22 protein-coding genes are annotated in these 21,174 nt (G+C 49.9%); 15 read left to right on the top strand and 7 right to left on the bottom strand.

Features of this window, described 5'->3' with window-relative positions:
• Positions 1-2: 2 nt before the first annotated feature.
• Entirely contained in the window at positions 3-884 is an 882-nt protein-coding gene (gene galU / locus HP555_RS10635) for a UTP--glucose-1-phosphate uridylyltransferase GalU (protein WP_199262307.1), read from the bottom strand.
• Positions 885-1,090: 206 nt separating this feature from the next.
• Between galU and hrpA the strand changes: the two genes are divergently transcribed.
• The 4 genes from hrpA (at position 1,091) to HP555_RS10655 (ending at position 7,030) form a co-directional block, all read left to right on the top strand.
• The gene (gene hrpA / locus HP555_RS10640) at positions 1,091-4,822 is read left to right on the top strand and encodes an ATP-dependent RNA helicase HrpA (RefSeq protein WP_233249151.1); all 3,732 of its coding nucleotides are present in this window, start codon (positions 1,091-1,093) and stop codon (positions 4,820-4,822) included.
• A gap of 139 nt (positions 4,823-4,961) precedes the next feature.
• Positions 4,962-5,243 carry a hypothetical protein gene (locus tag HP555_RS10645; protein ID WP_199262310.1) on the top strand — a complete coding sequence of 94 codons (282 nt, stop codon included), beginning with the start codon at positions 4,962-4,964 and terminating at the stop codon, positions 5,241-5,243.
• A 65-nt stretch (positions 5,244-5,308) separates the two neighbouring features.
• Complete coding sequence (locus HP555_RS10650; protein WP_199262312.1) at positions 5,309-6,250, top strand: YcbK family protein; 942 nt, start codon at positions 5,309-5,311, stop codon at positions 6,248-6,250.
• Between the two features lie 45 nt (positions 6,251-6,295).
• Positions 6,296-7,030, top strand: coding sequence for a Mut7-C RNAse domain-containing protein (locus HP555_RS10655; protein WP_199262314.1), 735 nt, complete (start codon positions 6,296-6,298; stop codon positions 7,028-7,030).
• Between the two features lie 248 nt (positions 7,031-7,278).
• Here the strand turns inward: HP555_RS10655 and HP555_RS10660 are convergent, their stop codons facing one another.
• Positions 7,279-7,683 (bottom strand): hypothetical protein, encoded by a 405-nt coding sequence (locus HP555_RS10660; RefSeq protein ID WP_199262316.1) that lies wholly within the window; start codon positions 7,681-7,683, stop codon positions 7,279-7,281.
• 384 nt (positions 7,684-8,067) lie between these two features.
• Here HP555_RS10660 and HP555_RS10665 point away from each other — a divergent pair, with 384 nt between their 5' ends.
• Positions 8,068-8,808 carry a septal ring lytic transglycosylase RlpA family protein gene (locus tag HP555_RS10665; protein ID WP_199262318.1) on the top strand — a complete coding sequence of 247 codons (741 nt, stop codon included), beginning with the start codon at positions 8,068-8,070 and terminating at the stop codon, positions 8,806-8,808.
• 250 nt (positions 8,809-9,058) lie between these two features.
• Here the strand turns inward: HP555_RS10665 and HP555_RS10670 are convergent, their stop codons facing one another.
• Positions 9,059-9,925 (bottom strand): DMT family transporter, encoded by an 867-nt coding sequence (locus tag HP555_RS10670; RefSeq protein WP_233249152.1) that lies wholly within the window; start codon positions 9,923-9,925, stop codon positions 9,059-9,061.
• 110 nt (positions 9,926-10,035) lie between these two features.
• On the opposite strand from HP555_RS10670, the gene HP555_RS10675 reads away from it, so the two are divergent.
• The 6 genes from HP555_RS10675 (at position 10,036) to HP555_RS10700 (ending at position 15,730) form a co-directional block, all read left to right on the top strand.
• Positions 10,036-11,646, top strand: a complete 1,611-nt coding sequence (locus tag HP555_RS10675; RefSeq protein WP_199262322.1) for a protein adenylyltransferase SelO — start codon at positions 10,036-10,038, stop codon at positions 11,644-11,646.
• 218 nt (positions 11,647-11,864) lie between these two features.
• On the top strand, positions 11,865-12,518 hold the full coding sequence (locus HP555_RS10680; protein WP_199262323.1) for an HAD family hydrolase: 654 nt from the start codon (positions 11,865-11,867) through the stop codon (positions 12,516-12,518).
• Positions 12,519-12,747: 229 nt separating this feature from the next.
• Entirely contained in the window at positions 12,748-13,554 is an 807-nt protein-coding gene (gene thiM / locus HP555_RS10685; protein ID WP_199262324.1) for a hydroxyethylthiazole kinase, read from the top strand.
• Between the two features lie 8 nt (positions 13,555-13,562).
• The gene (gene thiE / locus HP555_RS10690) at positions 13,563-14,219 is read left to right on the top strand and encodes a thiamine phosphate synthase (RefSeq protein WP_199262326.1); all 657 of its coding nucleotides are present in this window, start codon (positions 13,563-13,565) and stop codon (positions 14,217-14,219) included.
• Positions 14,216-15,022, top strand: a complete 807-nt coding sequence (gene thiD / locus HP555_RS10695; RefSeq protein ID WP_199262327.1) for a bifunctional hydroxymethylpyrimidine kinase/phosphomethylpyrimidine kinase — start codon at positions 14,216-14,218, stop codon at positions 15,020-15,022. Before thiE ends, thiD begins: the two co-directional genes overlap by 4 nt.
• Positions 15,023-15,091: 69 nt before the next feature.
• Positions 15,092-15,730, top strand: a complete 639-nt coding sequence (locus HP555_RS10700) for a LysE family translocator (RefSeq protein WP_269846842.1) — start codon at positions 15,092-15,094, stop codon at positions 15,728-15,730.
• A gap of 65 nt (positions 15,731-15,795) precedes the next feature.
• On the opposite strand, the gene HP555_RS10705 is transcribed toward HP555_RS10700, so the two are convergent.
• Complete coding sequence (locus tag HP555_RS10705) at positions 15,796-16,644, bottom strand: hypothetical protein (protein ID WP_199262331.1); 849 nt, start codon at positions 16,642-16,644, stop codon at positions 15,796-15,798.
• Positions 16,645-16,723: 79 nt separating this feature from the next.
• A complete protein-coding gene (locus HP555_RS10710; protein WP_199262333.1) occupies positions 16,724-17,230 on the bottom strand; it encodes a C-GCAxxG-C-C family protein in 507 nt (168 codons plus the stop codon).
• 182 nt (positions 17,231-17,412) lie between these two features.
• Between HP555_RS10710 and HP555_RS10715 the strand changes: the two genes are divergently transcribed.
• From HP555_RS10715 to HP555_RS10725, 3 genes are read left to right on the top strand one after another with little or no spacing between them, the layout of a single operon-like run.
• Positions 17,413-18,033 (top strand): 3'-5' exonuclease, encoded by a 621-nt coding sequence (locus HP555_RS10715; RefSeq protein ID WP_199262335.1) that lies wholly within the window; start codon positions 17,413-17,415, stop codon positions 18,031-18,033.
• Positions 18,034-18,058: 25 nt separating this feature from the next.
• A complete protein-coding gene (locus tag HP555_RS10720; RefSeq protein WP_199262337.1) occupies positions 18,059-18,361 on the top strand; it encodes a transcriptional regulator in 303 nt (100 codons plus the stop codon).
• Positions 18,362-18,403: 42 nt separating this feature from the next.
• Complete coding sequence (locus HP555_RS10725) at positions 18,404-19,324, top strand: AEC family transporter (RefSeq protein ID WP_199262339.1); 921 nt, start codon at positions 18,404-18,406, stop codon at positions 19,322-19,324.
• 102 nt (positions 19,325-19,426) lie between these two features.
• Here HP555_RS10725 and HP555_RS10730 read toward each other — a convergent pair whose 3' ends face one another.
• Together HP555_RS10730 and lepB are read right to left on the bottom strand one after the other, a co-directional pair.
• Positions 19,427-19,924, bottom strand: a complete 498-nt coding sequence (locus HP555_RS10730; RefSeq protein WP_199262341.1) for a hypothetical protein — start codon at positions 19,922-19,924, stop codon at positions 19,427-19,429.
• Positions 19,921-20,415: a signal peptidase I gene (lepB, locus tag HP555_RS10735; RefSeq protein WP_199262343.1), complete on the bottom strand. Its 495-nt coding sequence runs from the start codon at positions 20,413-20,415 to the stop codon at positions 19,921-19,923. The genes HP555_RS10730 and lepB overlap by 4 nt, the downstream gene beginning before the upstream one ends.
• Before the next feature lie 135 nt (positions 20,416-20,550).
• On the opposite strand from lepB, the gene HP555_RS10740 reads away from it, so the two are divergent.
• The gene (locus tag HP555_RS10740) at positions 20,551-21,096 is read left to right on the top strand and encodes a nitroreductase family protein (RefSeq protein WP_199262345.1); all 546 of its coding nucleotides are present in this window, start codon (positions 20,551-20,553) and stop codon (positions 21,094-21,096) included.
• Positions 21,097-21,174: the final 78 nt, after the last annotated feature.

Here is a 21,174-nt window from a genome sequence, read left to right on the forward strand (position 1 = left end):
TGTCAGCTGTCTGATTCGGCACAAACGGTTTTCAGGTATTGGCGGAACGAGGGCCCCAGGGTGTTGTGACGAACGGCAAAATCAACAATAGCCTTGAGGTATCCCAGCTTATCACCGGCGTCATACCGTTTTCCACTGAACTCATACGCATACATATCCCGTTTAATGGAAAGGGCCTGCAAGGCATCTGTTAACTGAATTTCCCCGCCATAACCCGGTGTAGTCTTCTCAAGTAACTCAAAGATATCCGGCATCAGCAGATATCGGCCGATAATAGCCATATCAGAATGACTGGTGCCGGGGGCCGGTTTTTCAATCATCCGGGTTACCTTGTACGTGCACTCCTGATCCACCGGCACCCCTTCGATAATACCATACTGATGGGTTTCATCCATGGGGACGTGCTGAACGGCAACAATCGATTCGCCGACCTTGTTGTACAGGTCAATCATCTGCTTGCAACAGGGGACCTTGCTCATAACAAGGTCATCCCCCAGCAAGACCATAAACGGCTCATCTCCGACAACATTTCGAGCCATCCAGATGGCGTGCCCCAGGCCGAGCGGTTCTTTTTGGCGAACAGAAACAATATCAATAAGGTTGGAGATGTTGGTCAGCTCTTCCCGCATCTGCACTTTGTTACGAGCCTTCAAAATGGTATCCAGTTGAAAGTCATAATCAAAATGGTTTTCAATGGCCGATTTACCGACACTGGTAATCAGGATGATTTCCTCAATACCGGAGGCCACAGCCTCTTCAACGATATACTGAATTGTCGGACGGTCAACAATGGTGAGCATCTCCTTGGGGATAGCCTTGGTTGCAGGTAAAAAACGCGTTCCCAATCCGGCAACCGGAATCACTGCCTTTCTGATCGCTTTCATAACTCCTCATTTTCTTCTGGTTGGACGTACACTAAAAAACGCTGTTTTATAATTCCATCCGCACCTGCTTCCTGGGCCGGTTTCACGAGATGGATACATTTCAGATGCTGCGTTGATAAAAGTCAGGTATAAACCCCCTGATTACCCTTCATTTAGGACTATTACTCCGAATGCATCGGTCTGCTCAAGAAATTTTCCGTAAATTCATGTATTTTTCTTATCCTTCCGAATTACCGGTCTGCGAACAACGAGACCAGATCGTCACTGCTATCCGTGACCACCAGGTCTTGATCATTATCGGTGATACCGGATCCGGCAAGACCACCCAGCTCCCTAAAATGTGCATTGAGGCCGGTCAGGGAACAAACGGTATGGTCGGCTGTACGCAACCTCGTCGTCTTGCCGCAGTATCGGTGGCAGACAGGGTTGCTGAAGAGACCGGGGCTTTGAACAAAATCGGTTTCAAGATACGTTTTCATGATCAGACTTCACCGGAAACAGTCATCAAATTTATGACCGACGGTGTTCTTCTGGCTGAAACCCGCCATGATCCCCAATTAAAACAGTATGATACCCTTATCATTGATGAGGCCCATGAACGTAGTCTCAATATCGACTTTCTTCTCGGATATATCAAGCAGTTGTTGCCGGATCGACCGGATTTGAAGGTAATCATCTCTTCGGCAACCATTGATGCTGAAAAATTCAGCAAACACTTTGCCGGAGCACCTGTTTTGTCAGTGTCCGGGTATTCATATCCCATCACCACCTTGTACAGGGATATATCTGAACAGGATGAGGAAGATGCCTCGTACGTTGAACAGGCCGTCGCGGTGGTGGAAGAGCTTGCATCTGATCCTCTTGATGGCGATATCCTTGTTTTCATGCCCACTGAACGGGATATCTTCGACACTATTGACAGCCTTGAACATCTCAATAACAGTCATCTCCTGCTTCCCCTGTTTGGCAGACTCTCTGCTGCTGATCAACGCAAAGTTTTCCGGTCATCGCGTCATCGTAAAATCATTGTTGCCACAAACGTTGCTGAAACCTCGATCACTGTACCGGGAATCCGGTTTGTGGTTGACACCGGACTGGCGAGAATTTCCCGTTACAACCCGCGAACCGGTACCACCAGTCTTAAGATCAGCCGGATCTCCAAGGCAAGCTGTGATCAACGTCGCGGTCGGTGCGGCCGGACCGGACCCGGCACCTGTATCCGCCTTTACAGTGAAGAAGATTTTCTGCTGAGAGAAGATTTCACACTTCCGGAGATCCAGCGATCCAACCTGGCCGAAGTTATTCTCCAGATGATCTCCCTGCAACTGGGCAGTCCTGATGTCTTTCCTTTTGTCGATGCACCTCCGGGATCAGCCATTCGCGATGGATACCGGACACTTAAGGAGTTGGGGGCTCTAACCGGCAGACACTACCTGACACCCAAGGGACGTCTGATGTCCCGACTGCCGTTGGACCCTCGTATCTCCCGCATTATCGTCGAATCAATGGCTGCAGGCTCAACACGGGAAATCGTGATTCTGGCAGCTGCACTCTCCAGTCAGGATCCCCGTGTTCGGCCCCCAGGCAAAGAACAGAAAGCAGAGGAGGCCCATCAGCGATTTACAGATAATCGTTCAGATTTTCTCACCCTGCTCAACATCTGGCAGGATCTGTTCGTCGATAATGACACCTCCCCCACCTCATCCCAGCTCTCCCGTTACTGCAAGACCAACTACCTGTCATGGCAGCGGATGCGCGAGTGGAAAGACGTTCAGGAACAGATTGTCCGTTTGCTTCGTGAGGCAAAACAGTTCCGTCTGAACGCAGCTCCAGCCGGCTATGAAGCAATCCATCAGGCTTTAGCCAGCGGCTTTCTCCGGAACATCTGCCTGAAAAAAGAAAAGAACGTCTATATAACCGCCGGTGGTAAAGAAGTTGTTCTTTTTCCTGGATCAGCTTTATACAACAGAGGGCCGCGGTGGGCAATCGCTGCTGAGCTGACAGAAACCTCGCAGCTGTTTGCAAAAACGGTGGCGACCATTGACGTTGACTGGTTGGAGCGACTTGGGGGCACGCTCTGCAAACGATCCTGGTCTGAACCGCATTGGGAGAAGAGAAGCGGTAAAGTCATCGCCTTTGAACGCGTCAGTTTATTTGGCTTGACCATTGTTGCCGGTCGAAAGGTTGAGTACGGCAGGATAAACGAAGCGACTCTGATGGAGGCCAGAGATATTTTTATCCGCTCGGCTCTGATGGAAAACCAGCTGGGAGGCAGGTATCCTTTTCTAGAGCATAACGTTGCCCTGATTGCCCGTTTTCAGGAGATGGAAGAACGATTTCGTCGTCGTGATATTGTTGTAGAATCCGAGGCACTCTATCAGTTCTACGCCTCACGACTGGGCAAGGTGTACGATCGTTTCACTCTCAACAAAATGCTGCGGAAAAACAACAATGACAGCCTGTTACGAATGACGGAAGAGGATATCTGCAGCATTGTTCCCGAACCTGAGGAGTTGTATCGTTTTCCTCTGTCTCTGCAGGTCGGGGACTTCAGGCTGGATGTATCCTATCTTTTCCATCCTGGAAACGAGGCCGACGGTGTGTCGGTTCGCATTCCCGGTGCCCTGCTTCATCAGATCAATCCCCAGGTGTTTGAGTGGCTGGTTCCTGGTCTCCTGCCTGAAAAGATACTTATCCTGCTGCGTCGTTTACCCAAAAACCAGCGACGCTGTCTTGTTCCCCTACCCGATTCAGTTGATCGGATCATGGACAACCTTGTTGTTGGCAAGGGTTCACTTTATCAGCAGTTGGAACACATCCTTACCCGCCGTTACCGGATATCCGTGCAGCGAACTGATTGGCAGCCTGACCAGCTCCCTCCACACCTTCGAATGCGTTTTCTTCTTGTTGACAAAGATGGAACTGTTCAGCTTGCAAGCCGGGGGTTTGACGATCTTCTGGCCAGTGTCGGGCACGCTGACAACACAATGAAGCAATCTGATATACCGCCTGTACGCACCATTACTGCGGCTGACCTGGACAATATTGCCCCAACACTATCCCTGACTGATACGAAAGGACAGATTGTTGGTTTGCTTTTTCCGGCCCTGGGTGTTGACAGTATCAAAAACAGCGTCCAGTTACGATATATAGATGATGAAAGAAAAAGCAGACAACTGAACCGAGCGGGTCTGCAGTTTCTTTACGGCGAACAGTTTAAAAAGGAGCTGCATGATCTGCGCGCACGATGCAGGGCGTCACTCATCAACCATTCCGCCTCCTGGTTGAGCCTGGGTACCGGGTATACCAGCGGCGAATTGCGCACTGCACTGCAGGCCTTTCTCCTGGACGACATCTTTCACACGTGGAATGGAGAGCTTCCCTCTTGTCGTCATTTCCAGAAGATCGTTGCTGCGGTCACTGCCCAAGGGATGTCTGGTTCTGTAAACGAACTGCTCGACAGAATCCATGAACTCATCCGTCAGCGCCGTGTCGTTTCAGACAAAATTACACAGTGGAGCACCCGGGCAAAAAAATCCAGGAGTTATCTCCAGACTCAACATGATGAGTTTCTGAACGCCCTTGACCAGATTGTACCTGCCCGCTTTCTGGAAACATTAAGAGCAGAACAGTTGCAACATCGGCCCCGTTATCTCCAGGCATTGGCCTTACGCATTGAGCGGGCGGAGCATTCACCTTTAAAAGACAGACAAAAAGCGGAACAGCTTGTCAGGCCACTTTCCAGGGTACAGCAAATGGCTTTTTTCTCCCACCCCACTTCTGCCTGTCTGACCTGCCAGGAGGAGTACCTGGCCATGCTGGAGGAGTATAAGGTGTCTCTCTTTGCCCCGGAGTTGGGAACAGCTCAGCCGATTTCCGGAAAACGGTTACAGCAGAAATGGCAGGATGTTGAAAACCTGTGCCGCCGTGTTGAATAGTTGCCCGTATGTTCTTGCGAAAAATATCCGTTGTCTGGTTGCACTTTTCTTTGCAAGCATTCTACTTTTTACGTATTTGTCAGGGTAAAGATCTGCAATATTTCACTGAACTGAGAATTATTCGTCACAACAGGAAGCCATGACCAGCACAGCAAAACCTGCAACAATCATCAACTATGACATCCTTGAAGACCTGGCACTTTTTCTGGAACAGTACGATCAGTTAACCCATGAGATTCAGCAGGCTCAGGTCCAGCTCGACAGCAGCCCAGCGCTGGATCCCGGTTCACCCGGGTATGAAAAAAGAGAGGAATGGCGTACCTGGTTGCACATTCAAATACAAAGTAAACAAAAAGCGCGTGAAAAGCTGGTCACAGCCTTGCGGGACCAGCATATACAAATCGAGAATCTGCCGGAATAATTATTGCGCGGTATCTCACCTTTTCCAAAATCTGCAACCAACACGTAGTGAAACCATTTTTATCCATGAAGCGCATTCTTCCCATCATCTTTTTAACAACCGTCATCTTATCTGTCAGTTCGATATGTCCGGCCAGACAGGCTGCAACAACCATTGAACCGGCCCGCTTTTTCCTCATGGGCAGCGGCAATATGCAGTTAAAAAATTTTCGCAACCAACAGGAGGCAACAATACGCCTGCTCAACCCGGACGGTTCTTTCAATAAAGAAGCGTTGTACGAGGTCGACCGGGTGCTTGGTTTTCCAACTGAAGAAAAAGGAGAACATTTTTCTCTCCGGCTCATCTTCATGCTCAGCTATTTTGCCGACCAACTGGCACCCGGCAAGACAATCAATATTGAATCTGCGTATCGAAGCCCTGAATACAATGATAAAATAAGAAAAAGCGGCAACAATGTTGCCCGAACCAGTACACACCAGGATGGACTGGCAGTTGATTTTTGGCTGCAGGGAGTGGACGGAAAGAAAATCTGGGAAACCGTGAAAGCGGGAAATTGCTGCGGCATAGGTCATTACGGCGGTAAAATTGTTCACCTGGATGCCGGTCGACCTCGTTTCTGGGAAGCTGCCACCTCGGGAACACGGACCAGGGAACCCGACTACAACCGTCATGTCTACCTTTCCACGCAGTTTGACCGTTACAAGCGCAATGATCAGCTGCGTCTTTCCTTTTCCGGTCTCAGCAGTTTTGACTTCGGTGTTGTTCCGGTTGCAAATGTATTTCGTGCAGGCGATAGCAACACGCCTGTAGCAACTCTTCGCCTTGCTCAATCCGCTGCAACCAACTGTTATCGGATCGGCGACCGACGAACTGCCCGTACACTTACCACGCAGGTGCCGGAGCATTTACCTGCCGGCCGCTATCGCATTCAACTCGAATTTTGTGACAGACCATTTAAGCAGATGCCTCTAAAATCTGTGTCCAACGTGTTTGAACTGATTGACTGAGTCAGGTGGTCTATCTGCTTGTCCGTATGGAATCCTTCCTCTGATATGTCTATCCGCTATCATTTCCAAGGATCAATAACAGAACTGCTCCTTAACCGTTGGCAGGAAAAAGATGTATTAGAACAATCGTTTACACGCACAGCATCCATTAAAGACGTGATTGAGGCATTTGGCCCGCCTCACACTGAGATCGGTTACATTTTGTGTAACAGCCGGCCGGTTGATTTTAACTGGCTGGTAGCTCCGGGGCAAGAGTTTGAGATCGGACCAATCTCCGCCCCCTGGGATGTCACCAGCGCAACGTTGCTGCGCCCATCTCCGTTACCGTCACTTAAATTTTGTACCGATCTTACGGTCGGTCGTCTGACACGTTATTTACGGATGGCCGGCTTTGATACACTGTATACCCCCGGCCAAAAGGCCCGTGCACTTGCTGCCTCTGTTCACGAGGAACAACGTGTTCTTCTGACCAAAAATCTGGGCCTGCTCAAATACAGAGAGGTCGAGTTCGGTCGGGCCATTCGTGCTGTCAGCCCAGACGATCAATTACGAGAAGTACTCAACCTTTTCGGGATTGATCAGCTCAAACAACCTCTTAGTCGTTGTCTCGCCTGTAACCGATTGCTTGAACCGGTTGAAAAAGAAACGATCCTGCATCGTCTTGAACCACTCACCTTCCGTTATTACAGTGAATTTTTTGTCTGTCAATTCTGTGACACTCTGTTTTGGCCCGGCAGTCATGTTGAACGAATGCGGACAATCTTGAATGAGTTTACATGATCACACTGCTCTGCAGCCTGTTTGCCTGGTAAATTAATCCGATAGCCGTCAATAACACCGTGCACGATGATGGAACATGAAGAGAATCTGGGCTTTTCATCCATCTCACTGCTGATGTACTGACACCCCTTTTTCAGATCTTACAAACCTGTTGCCCCATCGTCTCGTGAGGTTGAAGGTTTTTACGACAGGACAACAGGTTGTACGCGACCGGAGTGTCCCGTCTGCTGCACGACACAGAAGCACGATCAATGGGTTAACAACCTGGCTTCCTGCTCGAGCCATCTCATTGCTTTACAGTACATCTTAGCGGTATCAAGCCGAACATCTGCATAGTGATACGTTTGTGCTGTCGGCTTCTCATCTGAGTAAAAGCAGAATTCATGATCATCATGAATCCTGACAGTCAGCATTCTGTTTTTTAAAAGTAATCCCTCTTCGAAAACTGAGACTAAGGTGTCGGTGTTAAGACCCGAGACATCATCATCGATAGTTGCGCCTCGCAGGTCAATAATCAACTCCTGACAACTGGGCATGGAAAGCATGGCCTGCGCAATCATCAGCAGATCCCAGCTGGAGTCATCGTTGACTTCGCCGGACACAACGATTGAATACGCTCTCTCTTCCTGGTGTTTATTAATTCTAAAACGCATAGATCCCTCCATTGGATGTATGATTAATCCTTTAATCGCATGCCTTTATTACACAGGGTTCTGATTGAATATCTTATTCAAAACCAAGGTTTACACAACAGAGCAGATTGAATGTGCAATTGGCTTAACAAGCTGTTGCAGGTCATTTGCTCTGTATTGTCTTTTTTCAACCTTCGCACAAGTTGACGGGGTATTCCCCTGCTCGTGGTACCATATCTCAGCTACCTGCTTTATCGGCTGATAATGAATATCAACTTAGTGTTTTTTGTTGAGAATGATTTTCCCGGTAAAACGTTTTTTTGTTCTTAACAAACCCGCTCAATTGACCGAAAAGAGAGAAAAACAGAGACCAGCTCATACCAAAACATCTTCAGGATGACAAAAATGCAACTGGGAGTACAGAAAGTATCAGAAGCGCTTAACGTAAACAGACAGCCGAATTTACATCAGCATGCTGCTGTTCGTGTTCCGAGTTCCAGTAAAACAGTCGCCCCATCCTCTGTAAAAACCTCAATACAGCTGCAATCACCGGTTATCACTGGCAGCAGTTTCCAGGCTTTTCTGACAGAACAGGTCACCCGTCAGGTTGCAGCTGAGGCAGGCCCTCGATCTTCACCGAGCTCTCAAGATACCCTTGATGCAACAACAGTGCCGGAAAATCAGAAAGAGATAGTTCATATTGTGCAACCTGGAGAGACTGTCTGGAAACTTGCAAAAAAACGATACCACGTCGATCCTGCCGTTATCTTGCAATACAATGCGCTTACATCCCCGGAAAAGTTACAGGTCGGAACGAAAATTCGCATTCCCGTTGAACAGAGTCAAATAACCGACTCCAAAGGACAAGAGGTCGTGGCAAGCTGGTACGGAAGCTGTCATCATGGGCGATTAATGGCCAATGGTCACCCCTTTAACATGCACAATGCCACTGTTGCCCATCGTACCCTGCCGATGGGAACTCAAGTTGAACTGGAAAACCCGAAAACCGGTGAAAGAGCACAGGCTGTTGTTACGGACCGCGGCCCGTATCATAGGGGGCGGGACATTGATCTCAGCTATGGCCTTGCTAAACAACTCTCTTTAATCAGGCGAGGTGTTGGTAATCTGCAAATGCGGGTACTGTAACTTTTCTTATCGACCTGCCTGTTGACAGTAACTCAAATTGTTCCCTCCCCTCAGACAGGAGCACCTGTGTTTTTGCCCGCTGGTAAGATGCTGATTTCACTCTGTTCTTTAAAATCAATCTCTTCTCTTTATTGATCAAATCTATGCTGAGACTGCTGTTTGCGGTGAATTTTTTATCATCCGCCGGCGTCTTCATACCCCGATGGGTATCTCCACATCTCCACTGATTGTACTTTCTCTCCAGAAGGTTTTAAGTACCAGAGGTTACCTGTGCCGGTGACAGCGCGTACCAGGTTAATCCGATCGAACAACCGGCAATACCGATCATCTCTAAGGGAGAAAGGGTCTCACCCAGCATAATCCAGGCCAGCAAAGCTGTGACCACCGGCACAAAAGACATGAACAGGGAAACGGTCACCGTTCCGATATGCTCAATCGCATAAGCAACACAAAACAGAGCCAGCACATTGACAACAACACCTTGATAAAGAGCCTGGACTGCCATATCGTGGTAGGTGGACTCGACAAATCCGGAACGAAACACGAACCACAGTGGAGTGAAAAGTATCACATTGACGACCGGTACAATCACAATAACGTCCCGCCATGTCATCTTATAAAAACGAATGGCAACCATATGGCAGGTGTAACAGACAGCTGCCGCCAACAAAAGCAGCAGCCCCCCTGCCTGATGCAAACTCAGGGCAGTGCCATTGGTCATACAGATATTACTCAGAAATATTACACCAATGGCTGCATAGCGTGGTGCAGTTATCCGTTGCCTGAACAGCAGCCAGACAGCAAACGTGCCGAGTACAGGTAACAGGCCGTTGACTAATACACCGGCATGAGCAGCCTGCAGATGACGCAATGCGTAGAAAGAGAGCATTGTGTACGGAAAACCAACACCAAGACCAACAACAAGGTACTGCCAGAGTCGGGATTTTTGCCAGGAGTATCGAAGGATAAAGGGAATCGTCACCAGCAGGGCGGTCCAGTAACGCAGCAAAGTGATGTCAGCAGGTTGTAAAGCGGTATGGACTCCGAAACGCGAGATGGTAATCCACCCGGACCAGATAAATACCACAGCCATTGCTGCGCAGTACGGTTTATACATGTTCATCAATTCCATGACCAGGAGCAGCACTTCTTGTCAGATCTTCATAACCGGCAGTCTTCTACCGCCAGCCGACACTAACAGATAACTCTGCTTACATAAAACGTATTATGCATACTTCACCTTGTTCTTCACAGTCCCTGACCAACCTCCGTTTTACCAACCGCTTCACCACTCAACTGCCGGCTGATCCGAGCAGTGAAAATACACGGCGTCAAGTGTATCGGGCCTGCTACTCACGTGTTATGCCGGTAACCACGACAAACCCGCAGCTGGTGGCCTATTCCCGGGAGGTTGCCGATCTGTTGGGGCTTGACCAGGAAGACTGTACCTCCGAATTGTTTACCCGGGTCTTTTCAGGCAACCAACTGTTACCCGGTATGGATGCCCATGCCATGTGCTATGGTGGACATCAGTTCGGCAACTGGGCCGGTCAGCTGGGAGATGGGCGAGCCATCAACCTGGGCGAGATCATAAACTGTCAGGGCGAACATTGGACCTTACAGCTGAAAGGTGCCGGGCCGACACCGTACTCCCGTCATGCCGACGGCCTGGCGGTGCTGCGTTCATCACTTCGTGAATTTCTCTGCAGCGAAGCAATGTTTCATTTAGGCGTCCCCACCACCAGGGCGCTGAGTCTTATTCTCACCGGCGATACCGTGGAACGCGACATGTTCTACAATGGTCATCCTCAAGAAGAACCGGGAGCTGTCGTCTGCAGGCTGTCGCCGTCATTTATCCGTTTCGGTAACTTCGAGCTTTTTACGGCACGGGGTGAAATCGATTTGCTTAAGCAGCTTGCAGATTTTACCATACGCACTCACTTTCCCCATCTGGGCCGCCCGAAACCGGCAGTGTACAGTCTCTGGTTCGATGAGATCTGCCGTCTCACCGCTGAACTCATGGTGCATTGGCTGCGAGTCGGCTTTGTCCACGGTGTCATGAACACGGACAACATGTCAATTCTGGGGTTAACCATTGATTATGGTCCATACGGATGGCTTGAAGACTATGATCCGACCTGGACACCCAACATCACGGATGCTCAGGGACGACGTTACTGTTACGGTCGACAACCCATTATTGCCCATTGGAATCTTGCCCAGCTGGCCAATGCGCTGTATCCCCTTGTTGGTGAGACCGAACCTTTTGAGCAGTCTCTGCAAAAATTCAACCGGTACTTTGAGCAGAGCTGGCAGAGCATGATGGCTGGTAAACTCGGTTTAACTGTATTTGAGCCGGATACTGACCGTCCACTTGTTGAAGATCTCCTGCACCTGCTTGCTGCAGTTGAAACCGATATGACTCTTTTTTTTCGACAACTCGCCCTTGTGCCGACAGCAATGGAGAAACAGACTGCTGATCGATGTGCGCCACTGCATATTGCCTTGTATCAGCCCGAGCAGCTGGACTCTGCCTATCAGGACAAACTCTCCGCCTGGCTGCTTCGTTACTGCAACCGGGTCCGACGTGATGGGTTGCCTGATCAGGAGCGGCAGAAAAAAATGAATGCAATCAACCCTCTCTACGTTTTACGAAACTACTTGGCCCAACTGGCTATAGAACAGGCGACTGATGGAGAGTATACGCTGGTGAACGAGCTGCTGGAGGTTCTTCGCTCTCCGTATACTGAACAGCCCGGTAAAGAGCAGTTTGCCGAAAAACGGCCGGAATGGGCACGTCACCGGCCAGGGTGTTCGATGTTGTCCTGCAGTTCATAACCCTTTTGCCTGGTGAGCCTCTCAATGATCTGATGCCCATCTGTGAATCATCTGTTCTCAGAGTTGCTCATTAATAGGGAAGATACAGTATTTTTTGGGAAGACAGGCTATGGTACTGGGGAATGACAGATATTCTGAAAAGAACATTTTTCAGGCGGTTGGAATGTCTGCTCCCGGAACAGATAAAAATCGCCTTACAACTGTGTGAGATATCGACAATGCATGCGACAATGCCGCCCTGGCAGGCTGTATTTTTTGACTTTGATGGTGTGATTGCCGACTCAACCGATGTGAAAGCACGTGCTTTTGCAACCCTTTTTGCACCTTATGGTGCCGATGTACAGGAAGCTGTTGTTCGGTACCATCTTGACAACGGTGGCATGCCCCGCCACGAAAAGATCCGTCACTGTTTTATCACCTATGCGGGGAAACAGGTTACCGAAACTGAACTTGCACAGGCTGGGGCGACTTTCTCGAGCCTTGTGCTTGAAGAGGTGGTGCTGGCTCCTTTGATTCCAGGGGCACTGATGAGCTTGCAGCAGTTACAGCAGATGAACATCCCTGCCTTTGTTGTGTCGGGAACACCCCATGATGAGATGCAGCTGATTGTTCAGCGGAAAGGATTGGGTTATTTTTTTCAAGAAGTTCACGGATCGCCCTCAAGCAAGGCAGCCATCATCACGGATATCCTTACACGCTACAGCTTCACGCCGGACAGGTGTTTATTCATTGGCGACGCCCTTGCCGATTACCAGGCAGCTGAGTCCACCGGTCTCTGCTTCCAGGGCATTGTGCCCCACGGTGCCTCCTCTTCCATTTTTCCGGAAAACGTACGCACCTCTGCTGTTGTGACCCTTTCTTTGTACAGGTAAACCATTACCCCTTGTATCAGGTCGGCAAGTTTTGCTGAGGTAAGGTTCAACTTGACACAAGTAGCTTCTTTTTCTATAGAAAAATGTCTTTTATACACAACTGCAACTGCGCAATATTTTTCGACTCAACCTCTACATCGTCATAAACAAGCTGTTCTGAAGAAAAATTGCGGGTTTGCTGGTCACCTACATTCCTTACCCCTCCAAACTATTTTACTAGAGTCAGCTCATGACTGTGCTTACTGAGAAAATCGCCGATAATGTAAAAAAAGTACGGGAAAACAAACCCCTCATCCACAATATCACCAACTTTGTGGTGATGAATATCACTGCGAATGTACTTCTGGCCTGTGGCGCTTCACCAGTAATGGCCCATGCCAGTAACGAAGTTGAAGAGATGGTTGGGCTTGCCGACAGCCTCATCCTTAATATCGGAACACTGACCGATGACTGGGTCATTACCATGATCAACGCTGGTCGCTGTGCCTCTGACCTGAGAAAACCGATCGTCCTTGATCCGGTCGGTGTGGGTACAACCAGCCTCCGGACCAATGCCGCCCGTGCCATTCTCTTTCAGACCTGGATCAGTGTGGTCCGCGGCAATGCGACGGAAATTTTAGCACTGGCTGACAAGGACTGTGGAAGTAAACGACTGGAGGCCATCCACTCCGTCACCGATGCAGCGGATGAGGCTGTCCGCCTGGCCAGGGAGCTTGGTACCACCCTGGCCATTACCGGGTCGACCGATCTGGTCACAGATGGCAGACGTACGCTGACCATTGAAGGCGGTCACCCGCTTATGCCGTATGTCACAGGTACCGGCTGTTCAGCCTCTGCTCTGATCGGTGCATTTTTAGCAGTTGACAGCGACCCGGTCTATGCTGCTGCAACCGCTCTGGCCTTTTTTGGAGTGGCCGGTGAAACTGCAGGGGTTCTGGCCGGCGGTCCGGGGACCTTCATGCCTCTTCTGCTGGATGCTCTTTACACGTTAACACCTGATGAAGTGGCAGCACGCGCCCGAATCAGTACGCTATAAATGAACGTATGGTCGATTTTTCACTCTACCTGGTCACGGATCGCACCCTTTCTTTGGGCAGATCAACCATCGATATAGTGCGGGCAGCTGTAGCTGGTGGGGTTACCTGTGTCCAGCTGAGAGAAAAAAAGTGCGCAACTCGATTTTTTATTGAAGAGGCCCGACTCATCAAAGAGCTGCTCACAAAGATAAACCCTGCTGTTCCGTTGATTATCAATGATCGTCTTGATGTGGCCTTAGCGGTCGGGGCCGACGGGGTTCATCTTGGTCAGACCGACATGGCAGCTGTTGATGCCCGACGTCTTATCGGCTCTTCCTGTATCATGGGTATTTCAGTAGAATCGGTTGCCGACGCCATCCGCGCTGAAAATGAGGGGGCTGACTACATTGGTATCAGCCCGGTTTTTGCGACGACCACTAAAGATGACACGGTCGAGCCGCTTGGTCTGCAGGGTATCCAGGCCATTCGCGCCGCTGTTTCCTTGCCGCTGGTCGCTATCGGAGGTATAACGGCTGACAACACTGCAGAGGTTATTCGGGCGGGAGCCGACGGTATTGCCGTCGTATCAGCCATTGTCGGCTCACCTTCTCCGGAAGATGCAGCCAGAGCATTAAAAACGCAAATTATTGCATCGCGACAACACAACAGAGCATCAACAGCATGAAAACATATCACAGGGTTTTGACCATTGCCGGTTCAGACAGCGGAGGTGGTGCCGGTATTCAGGCCGATCTGAAAACCTTTGCCGCCAATGGGTGTTACGGAATGAGCGTTATCACGGCTCTTACAGCACAAAACACCATGGGAGTAACCGCCATTCATGCGGTGCCCCTTGACTGTGTTGCCGCACAGATTGAAGCCGTACTTTCCGACATCGGTGCAGATGCCGTTAAGATTGGAATGCTTTTCTCGCCGGATCTGATCCGTACCGTTGCCCAGGGCCTGAAAAAATTCAACCCGCCCGCCATAGTTCTCGACCCGGTGATGGTGGCGCAAAGTGGTGATACTCTGTTACAGAGTGAGGCTGTTGACGCCCTGAAGAAAGAGCTGATCCCCCTTGTCGACCTGATTACCCCGAACATACCGGAAGCAGCTGTCCTGCTCGATCGCGATCTCCCCAACAATGCGGCCATAGCGCAGGCAGCTGTTGAACTGGCCACCTTGGGCAGGGGTGATGTACTGATCAAAGGCGGCCATCTGGAAAACGGTGATAGCGATGACTGTCTCTACCTCGGCAGAGAACAGCGGACCGTCATTTTTCCGGGTAAACGGATAATCACCCGCAACAACCATGGTACCGGCTGTACCCTCTCCTCGGCTATTGCCGCGTTCCTGGCCAAAGGAAAAGACATGGAGGAGGCTGTTCGCCGGGCAAAAATCTACATCACTGAGGCTATTCGGGCCGGTGCCGGCTATACAATCGGGCGGGGACACGGGCCGGTCCATCATTTTTTTGACTATTTTTAATGGACCGCAAACTGAGATACCGGCTTTCTTCAACTCGTTGGTAGCATCCCCTGCTCACATCTCTCAGTTATGCCGGATTGGTCAACACTCGGTCTCTTCACTGTCGTTGTGCTGACACTTGTGGTCACACCAGGACCGAACACCGTATATATTGTGACCCTCAGTATTCAGCAGGGATGGGCAGCCGGGGTTCTTTCCTGTTGCGGGATCGCGGTTGGTACACTCTGTCATATCAGTGCGGCAGCCTTCGGCCTCTCTCTACTCCTGCTCTCTTCTGAGCTTATCTTCAACCTGATACAGTATGCAGGCGCTTTTTTTCTCTGTTTTCTCGGGCTGAAAACCATGCTGTCCCCTCCCGGTATTGCGACTGGTAAACAGTCCGCATCAATGAAAGAGCCGGTCGCCGTCTTTCGAGATGCCTTTGTTATTAATCTCCTAAATCCGAAGACCACTTTGTTTTTCACCGCGTTTTTACCGCAGTTCATCAGTCCCCAGCAAGGCAATGTCACAACGCAAGTCTTCATTCTCGGCGGTCTTGTGATACTGTTGGGGGCTGCCAGTGATCTGACCTACGTCTTTATTGCCGTCACAGTCGGAGAAAGGCTGCAGGCAGCCGCAGGGTTCCGCCAATCCCGGCGGTATTTCATAGGTGCGGTTTATATCGGTATTGGATTGACAACCGTCTTGTCCGGCGTGTTCAGCCGATAAAAGGTGCGTAGCACGACAAAACGTTACTCTTGCCGGTCACCGTGATCTGCAAAAGCCCTCTTTTGTCAGGAGGCGGAAAGCCGTTGGGCACTGTGTTGTTGCATGGCCACCATGGCACGGCGCAGGGCGTCCTTTTCGTTATCCCAGGCAGAATAGTTCGTTGCCCGCTGGAGTGCTGCATAGAAAGACAGACAGTTGTTGAGCCCGACTATCTCATCGATCTGCAGCGCAGGAAACTGCTCATCAAGTTCCAGGGGAAGCGGTTCACGTTGATAAAAGGCCAGGCGGCCGAAATAAAGCGCCAGCTCCTCTAAAAATCGCCGGAACTTTTCTCGCAACGCAACAGAGGTCGTTGCCTGCCCTACTGCCTGTATTGAGGTATATAAGTTGTTTAAAGAAGAGGAGACCCAGATGAACTGATAGCGACCATCTGCAGGCGGCTCTTCTCCGTTGACTGTATGCCAGGTTATCAGTGCATGGACCCTGGTTGCAATTTTCATGGCTTGAAACTTTGACCAGAGCAACAGTTCATTAAAAAAGCACTGTATAGCCTGCTCAATATCCAAACGGTACACGTTGCCGTGGTTGCTGACAAACTGGTTGAGGTTGCTCAGATGGACAACTTCGATAATTATTGTATGAATATAGGAGAGATCAGAAATGGTCTCCTTGTTGATCAGAATCTTATGGTAGCCGTTTTTCGAGGTGTTGAACACGGCTCGGGCATTCACATTCTCCAATCCGATCTCTGGAAAATATCGGGAAACATCGGCACATGCCTCTGCAAAACTCTCTGTCTTGATAACCAGAGTTCGATCTGTAATATCATCAAGCCTGATCTCCTGTTCACTGATAAACTTCAATGAACGATTGATCAACCCGGCTTCCTCAGCGGAAAAGTTAAACAACTCCATGACCTGCCCCTGTTTCACCGCAACTGTGCATCATAAATCAACCGATCTTGTGGTAGAGAGTGGTAAACGTACTTGCTCTTCACGTTTCCGTCTTTTGCCGGGCCTGTTTGGCGGCCATGTACTCAGCTTCCCGTTCCAGCAGTTCACCAAGTGCCTTTGCAGTTTCCCCGACAACATGGATACAGTGCCGGCGGCGGCTGTCAGGATTGGTATAGAAGTTCTTGACCTGATCCCTGTCCAGCCAGTCAACCCGGGCAATTTGACAGCAGTTGATGCCTCCATGCGGTGCTGTCAGCTCATCAAAATGCTTTTTCACCTCTTTGGTGGCAGCCCACATGCGCGGGTTTTCTTTTTCTTCCAGACTGCCACGACTGTACAGACTGCCGATAACACTGACCGCCCCCACCAGGGCACCACAGATATGCCCGGTCCCGCCGATACCACCGCCAAAAGCACCCAGTGCTTTAATCACTGACGGGTCACTGATACCTAACTTTTCAAGACCAATAAGTGCCAGCACCTGGCTGCAGTGCAGCCGCTGTGTGAACAGTTCAATCGCTTTTCTCTGCATTTCATCCGGTTGCATTGTTTCCTCTACATATTGCTTTACAAAAGAAGGTAATGTGCAAATGAATAATTTTACCCGATATGTTACGGTTGCGCATTGCGATTTTTATTGAAGCGAGTAGTTTACGCCACATTCAAACCTGCTGCCCAACCTTTTTTACTTATCCACCTTATCTCCTGCCGGTGTACGTACTGTCAACCATGGTTTCCGATACTGTTATTGTTCTTGACTTTGAAACCACCGGCCACAGCCCTACCCTTGGTGACCGGCCCATTGAGGTGGGCGCGGTGCGGATTGAACAGGGTATGATCGTGGATCGATTCCAGGCACTGATGAACCCGGGCTTCACCATCAGTTGGTTTATCGAATCTCTCACCGGTATCAGCAATGAACTGGTCGCCGCTGCTCCGGAATGTGAGGCGGTTATGCACCGGTTTGCCGACTGGATCGGAGATGTTCCTTTAGTGGCACACAATGCAAATTTTGACCGCAAATTTCTCGACGCTGAACTGGCCAGGATAGGACGAGAACGCACCAACCCCATGGCCTGCACGGTGTTGGCTTCACGGCGACTGTTTCCTGAAGCTCCTGATCACAGGCTCTCCACACTGGTCAGCTACCTGAATATCGCGACCAGCGGCACCTTTCATCGGGCGCTTGCAGACGCTGAGATGACCGGCTCCTTATGGATTCTGCTGATCGATCTGCTCCGCGATCGTTACGGTCTGACAGACATTTCTTTTTCATTGATGCACAAGATCAGTACAATGAGCAGGTACAAGGTCCATAAATTTTTACAACAGTACGGCGCAACACACTAAAAAAAAGTGGCCACGCAAAAGTGCTATGGAACCCGCAACACCCAGTAGCATTACCATTCGCCAACAGATCATAGCCCTGCTGACAGACGAAACAATGGGAGCACGAGAACTCTCACAGACCCTCCATCAATCGGAAAAAGAGATCTATGCGCATCTGCAGCACATTGGCCGCAGCCTGAAAGCCGAAGGCCGTTTGTTAAAAATTGACCCGGCTGTCTGCCTGCACTGCGGTTTTGTCTTCAGGCAGCGCCGGAAACCTCAACCACCGGGCCATTGCCCCAACTGTCGCAAGACTCGCATCCGCCGACCACGGTATCACATTGACTGATATGGCCGGTTTTTCTTTGTCCTGTGACTGTGCAGACTACGTATGATTTTATTAGACGCCCTTTTCCCGGTCCTGGCCCTGATTGTCTTCGGAACAGCCGCCAAACACTGGCGCATCACTGACACCGCATTTTTCCGCACCTCGGACAGGCTCGTCTATTTTGTCTTCTTTCCACTCATGCTGTTCTGGAAAATCGGTGCCGCTCCCCTCCACTTCGGTGACGGCTGGCGCTACCTTTCCGCCTCATTCATGGCGGTTTTAACAGTCTGTGCACTCAGCCTGCTCTACATTCGGCTGCGACCGCTCACCTCTTTCCAGGCCGGCTCTTTTAACCAGGGATGCTATCGGTTCAACACCTATATCGGTATGGCTGTGCTCATCAACGCCTTTGGGGAGGCAGGAGTGCAGCTGTACGGCATCCTCATCGGTCTGATTATTCCGATTATCAACGTGCTCTGCGTTTCAGTGCTCATCTGGTACGATACCGGCAGTAATCAATCCGGGAACCGATTCACCATAACCATCAAAAATTTAATAGCCAACCCGCTGATCATCGCCTGTGCATGCGGTATCCTTTATTCAAAGCTCATCGGATTTTTTCCGACACCCGTTGATAATACCCTTAAGATGATGTCACAGGTCACCCTGCCACTGGCTCTCTTTTCGATTGGCAGCAGCCTGACGTTTTCCAGTCTGCGTACCAACATCGGGCCTGCCTGCATGGCAGCGATCTTCAAGCTGGCGTTCTTACCGATAATCGGCCTGTTCTACCTCTGGCTGTTCAATGTGACCGGTCTTGCCTGGAAGGTCAGTCTGTTCTTTTTTGCGTTGCCGACCTCAACAGCCATCTACATCCTATCCTCTCAACTCAACTCTGATACTGAGCTGGCCTCAGCAATAGTAGTCGTATCCACACTCCTGTCTTTTGTGTCCATGTCCCTGGTCTTACTGGCTGTTACGTAACAGGAGACACACTGGTGACAAACAACTGCACATGGCATCTATAACCGGCATCTTGGCAACGACTGGACAACAACAGGGTTTTTTTTAAAAGATGTTCAGTTATCACCGGTCCAGCACTTCAACAATGGTCACTGTGGTAAAAAACCACTGACCGTTATCTTTCAGCATCTCAGCACGGAACTCCTGCACATCGGCCATGGGATCACCGGTTCGAGCCCCGAGAAGACGCACTGTCCCCTGCACCATGGCCGTCTTCTCCGCAGATAGTTCAACACCAACATCATAGAGATCCACATCTGCCTTGGTAAACGAGGCCCGAATCATGGCAACCCGATCCTGGATCTGCTGACGGGAATACGCCCCTTCAAACTTTATGGTTTCCACACGCAACTGACACGGATCCTGAAAAAGCTCTGCTATCTTACGTGCTTTCAGCTGTCCTTCCAAAGCGTGCTCGCCAGCCTTCTTTGTTCCAGCCTTTTCAATAACGGCCAGCCGGCTACGAATTGCCCGCGCATCATTCGGCCACAGCCAGAAAGCACTCCCACCAACAACCAGGGCAATCAATGCTGCGACAAACATATTTTTAACGGTTATCATAAAACGCCTCCCATAATCCGTTGCACCTCGACCTGTCCCATATGATGTCGTTCCAGGGGAACCGAACGGTTGTCACCAACCACATACACCTTGCCTGGTTCAACTTTTCGCGGTGGTAAGTTCCAGGGCAATGATGGGCTGATATAGGGTTCTTCCACCTGACGACTGTTGACCAGTAAAATACCATTGCGAAATTCGACAGTTTCTCCGGCAAGTGCAATGATTCGTTTCAGTAACACCACCCGACGACCGGCAAAGCGGATCGCAACAATATCACCATGGTCAGGCTTTGTAAAAAGATAACGACCTCGCCAGCAGAATGTAAATGAGCCGTCCTTATAGGTGGGCTCCATACTCTGCCCTTCAATCCGTAAGGGTACAAGTACCTGAGTAAAAATCAGAAGAGCGGCCATGATCAGCACGACTAATCGTACTGCAAATCGAGGGGTAAATTCGGGAAAGAAAAATCGATGGAAAAATGATGTGGCCATATTCAGTACCAATGGTATCAAACCTGCACAGCACTGCACTGTATCTTTCTGATACGATGACCGTTCCGGCAGCCGTTTTTTTGTTGAACGTTCTTTTTAGCCTATCTCACCATTGTACACAGTAGAGGACATTTTATGAAATTTTCTGCGTTAATCAGATACAGGCAAAGTGTTCGTACGTATGCTGCGCGTCCGGTTGAACCGGAAAAACTGGATCAGCTCATTGAAGCCGTGCGGCTGGCTCCCTCTGCATCCAACTCACAACCATGGAAGCTTATCATGGTCACTGATCCGCTCCTGAAAGATCAGGTAGCGCATGCCACGTACAGCACGTTTGTTGCATTTAACAGGTTTGTTCCTCAAGCGCCTGTTCTGGCGGTGTTTGTCATTGAGCGGCCGAAGATGATTACTCAGATTGGCGGCGCATTGAAAAAGAGAGATTTCTCTCTTATTGATATCGGCATTGCCGCAACGCATTTCTGTTTGCAGGCAACTGCATTGGGGCTGTCCACCTGTATGCTTGGCTGGTTTGATGAGAAGACTGTGCAGAGAGTACTGCAGATCCCCAGACACAAGCGCATCGGGCTGTTAATCAGCCTGGGATATGCAGCTGAGGATGATTTGATACGAACAAAAAAGCGGAAAAACAAAGAGAATATGAGCAGTTACAACCAATACTGATCAACCGGCCTAAAGAAAGAACCAACGTTTATAAAGGGCTGTCAATGTTGCAAGATATATACTCTGCTCTGAACTTGA

Source organism: Desulfobulbus oligotrophicus, from assembly GCF_016446285.1.
In the GTDB taxonomy this organism is placed as follows: Bacteria; Desulfobacterota; Desulfobulbia; order Desulfobulbales; family Desulfobulbaceae; genus Desulfobulbus; species Desulfobulbus oligotrophicus.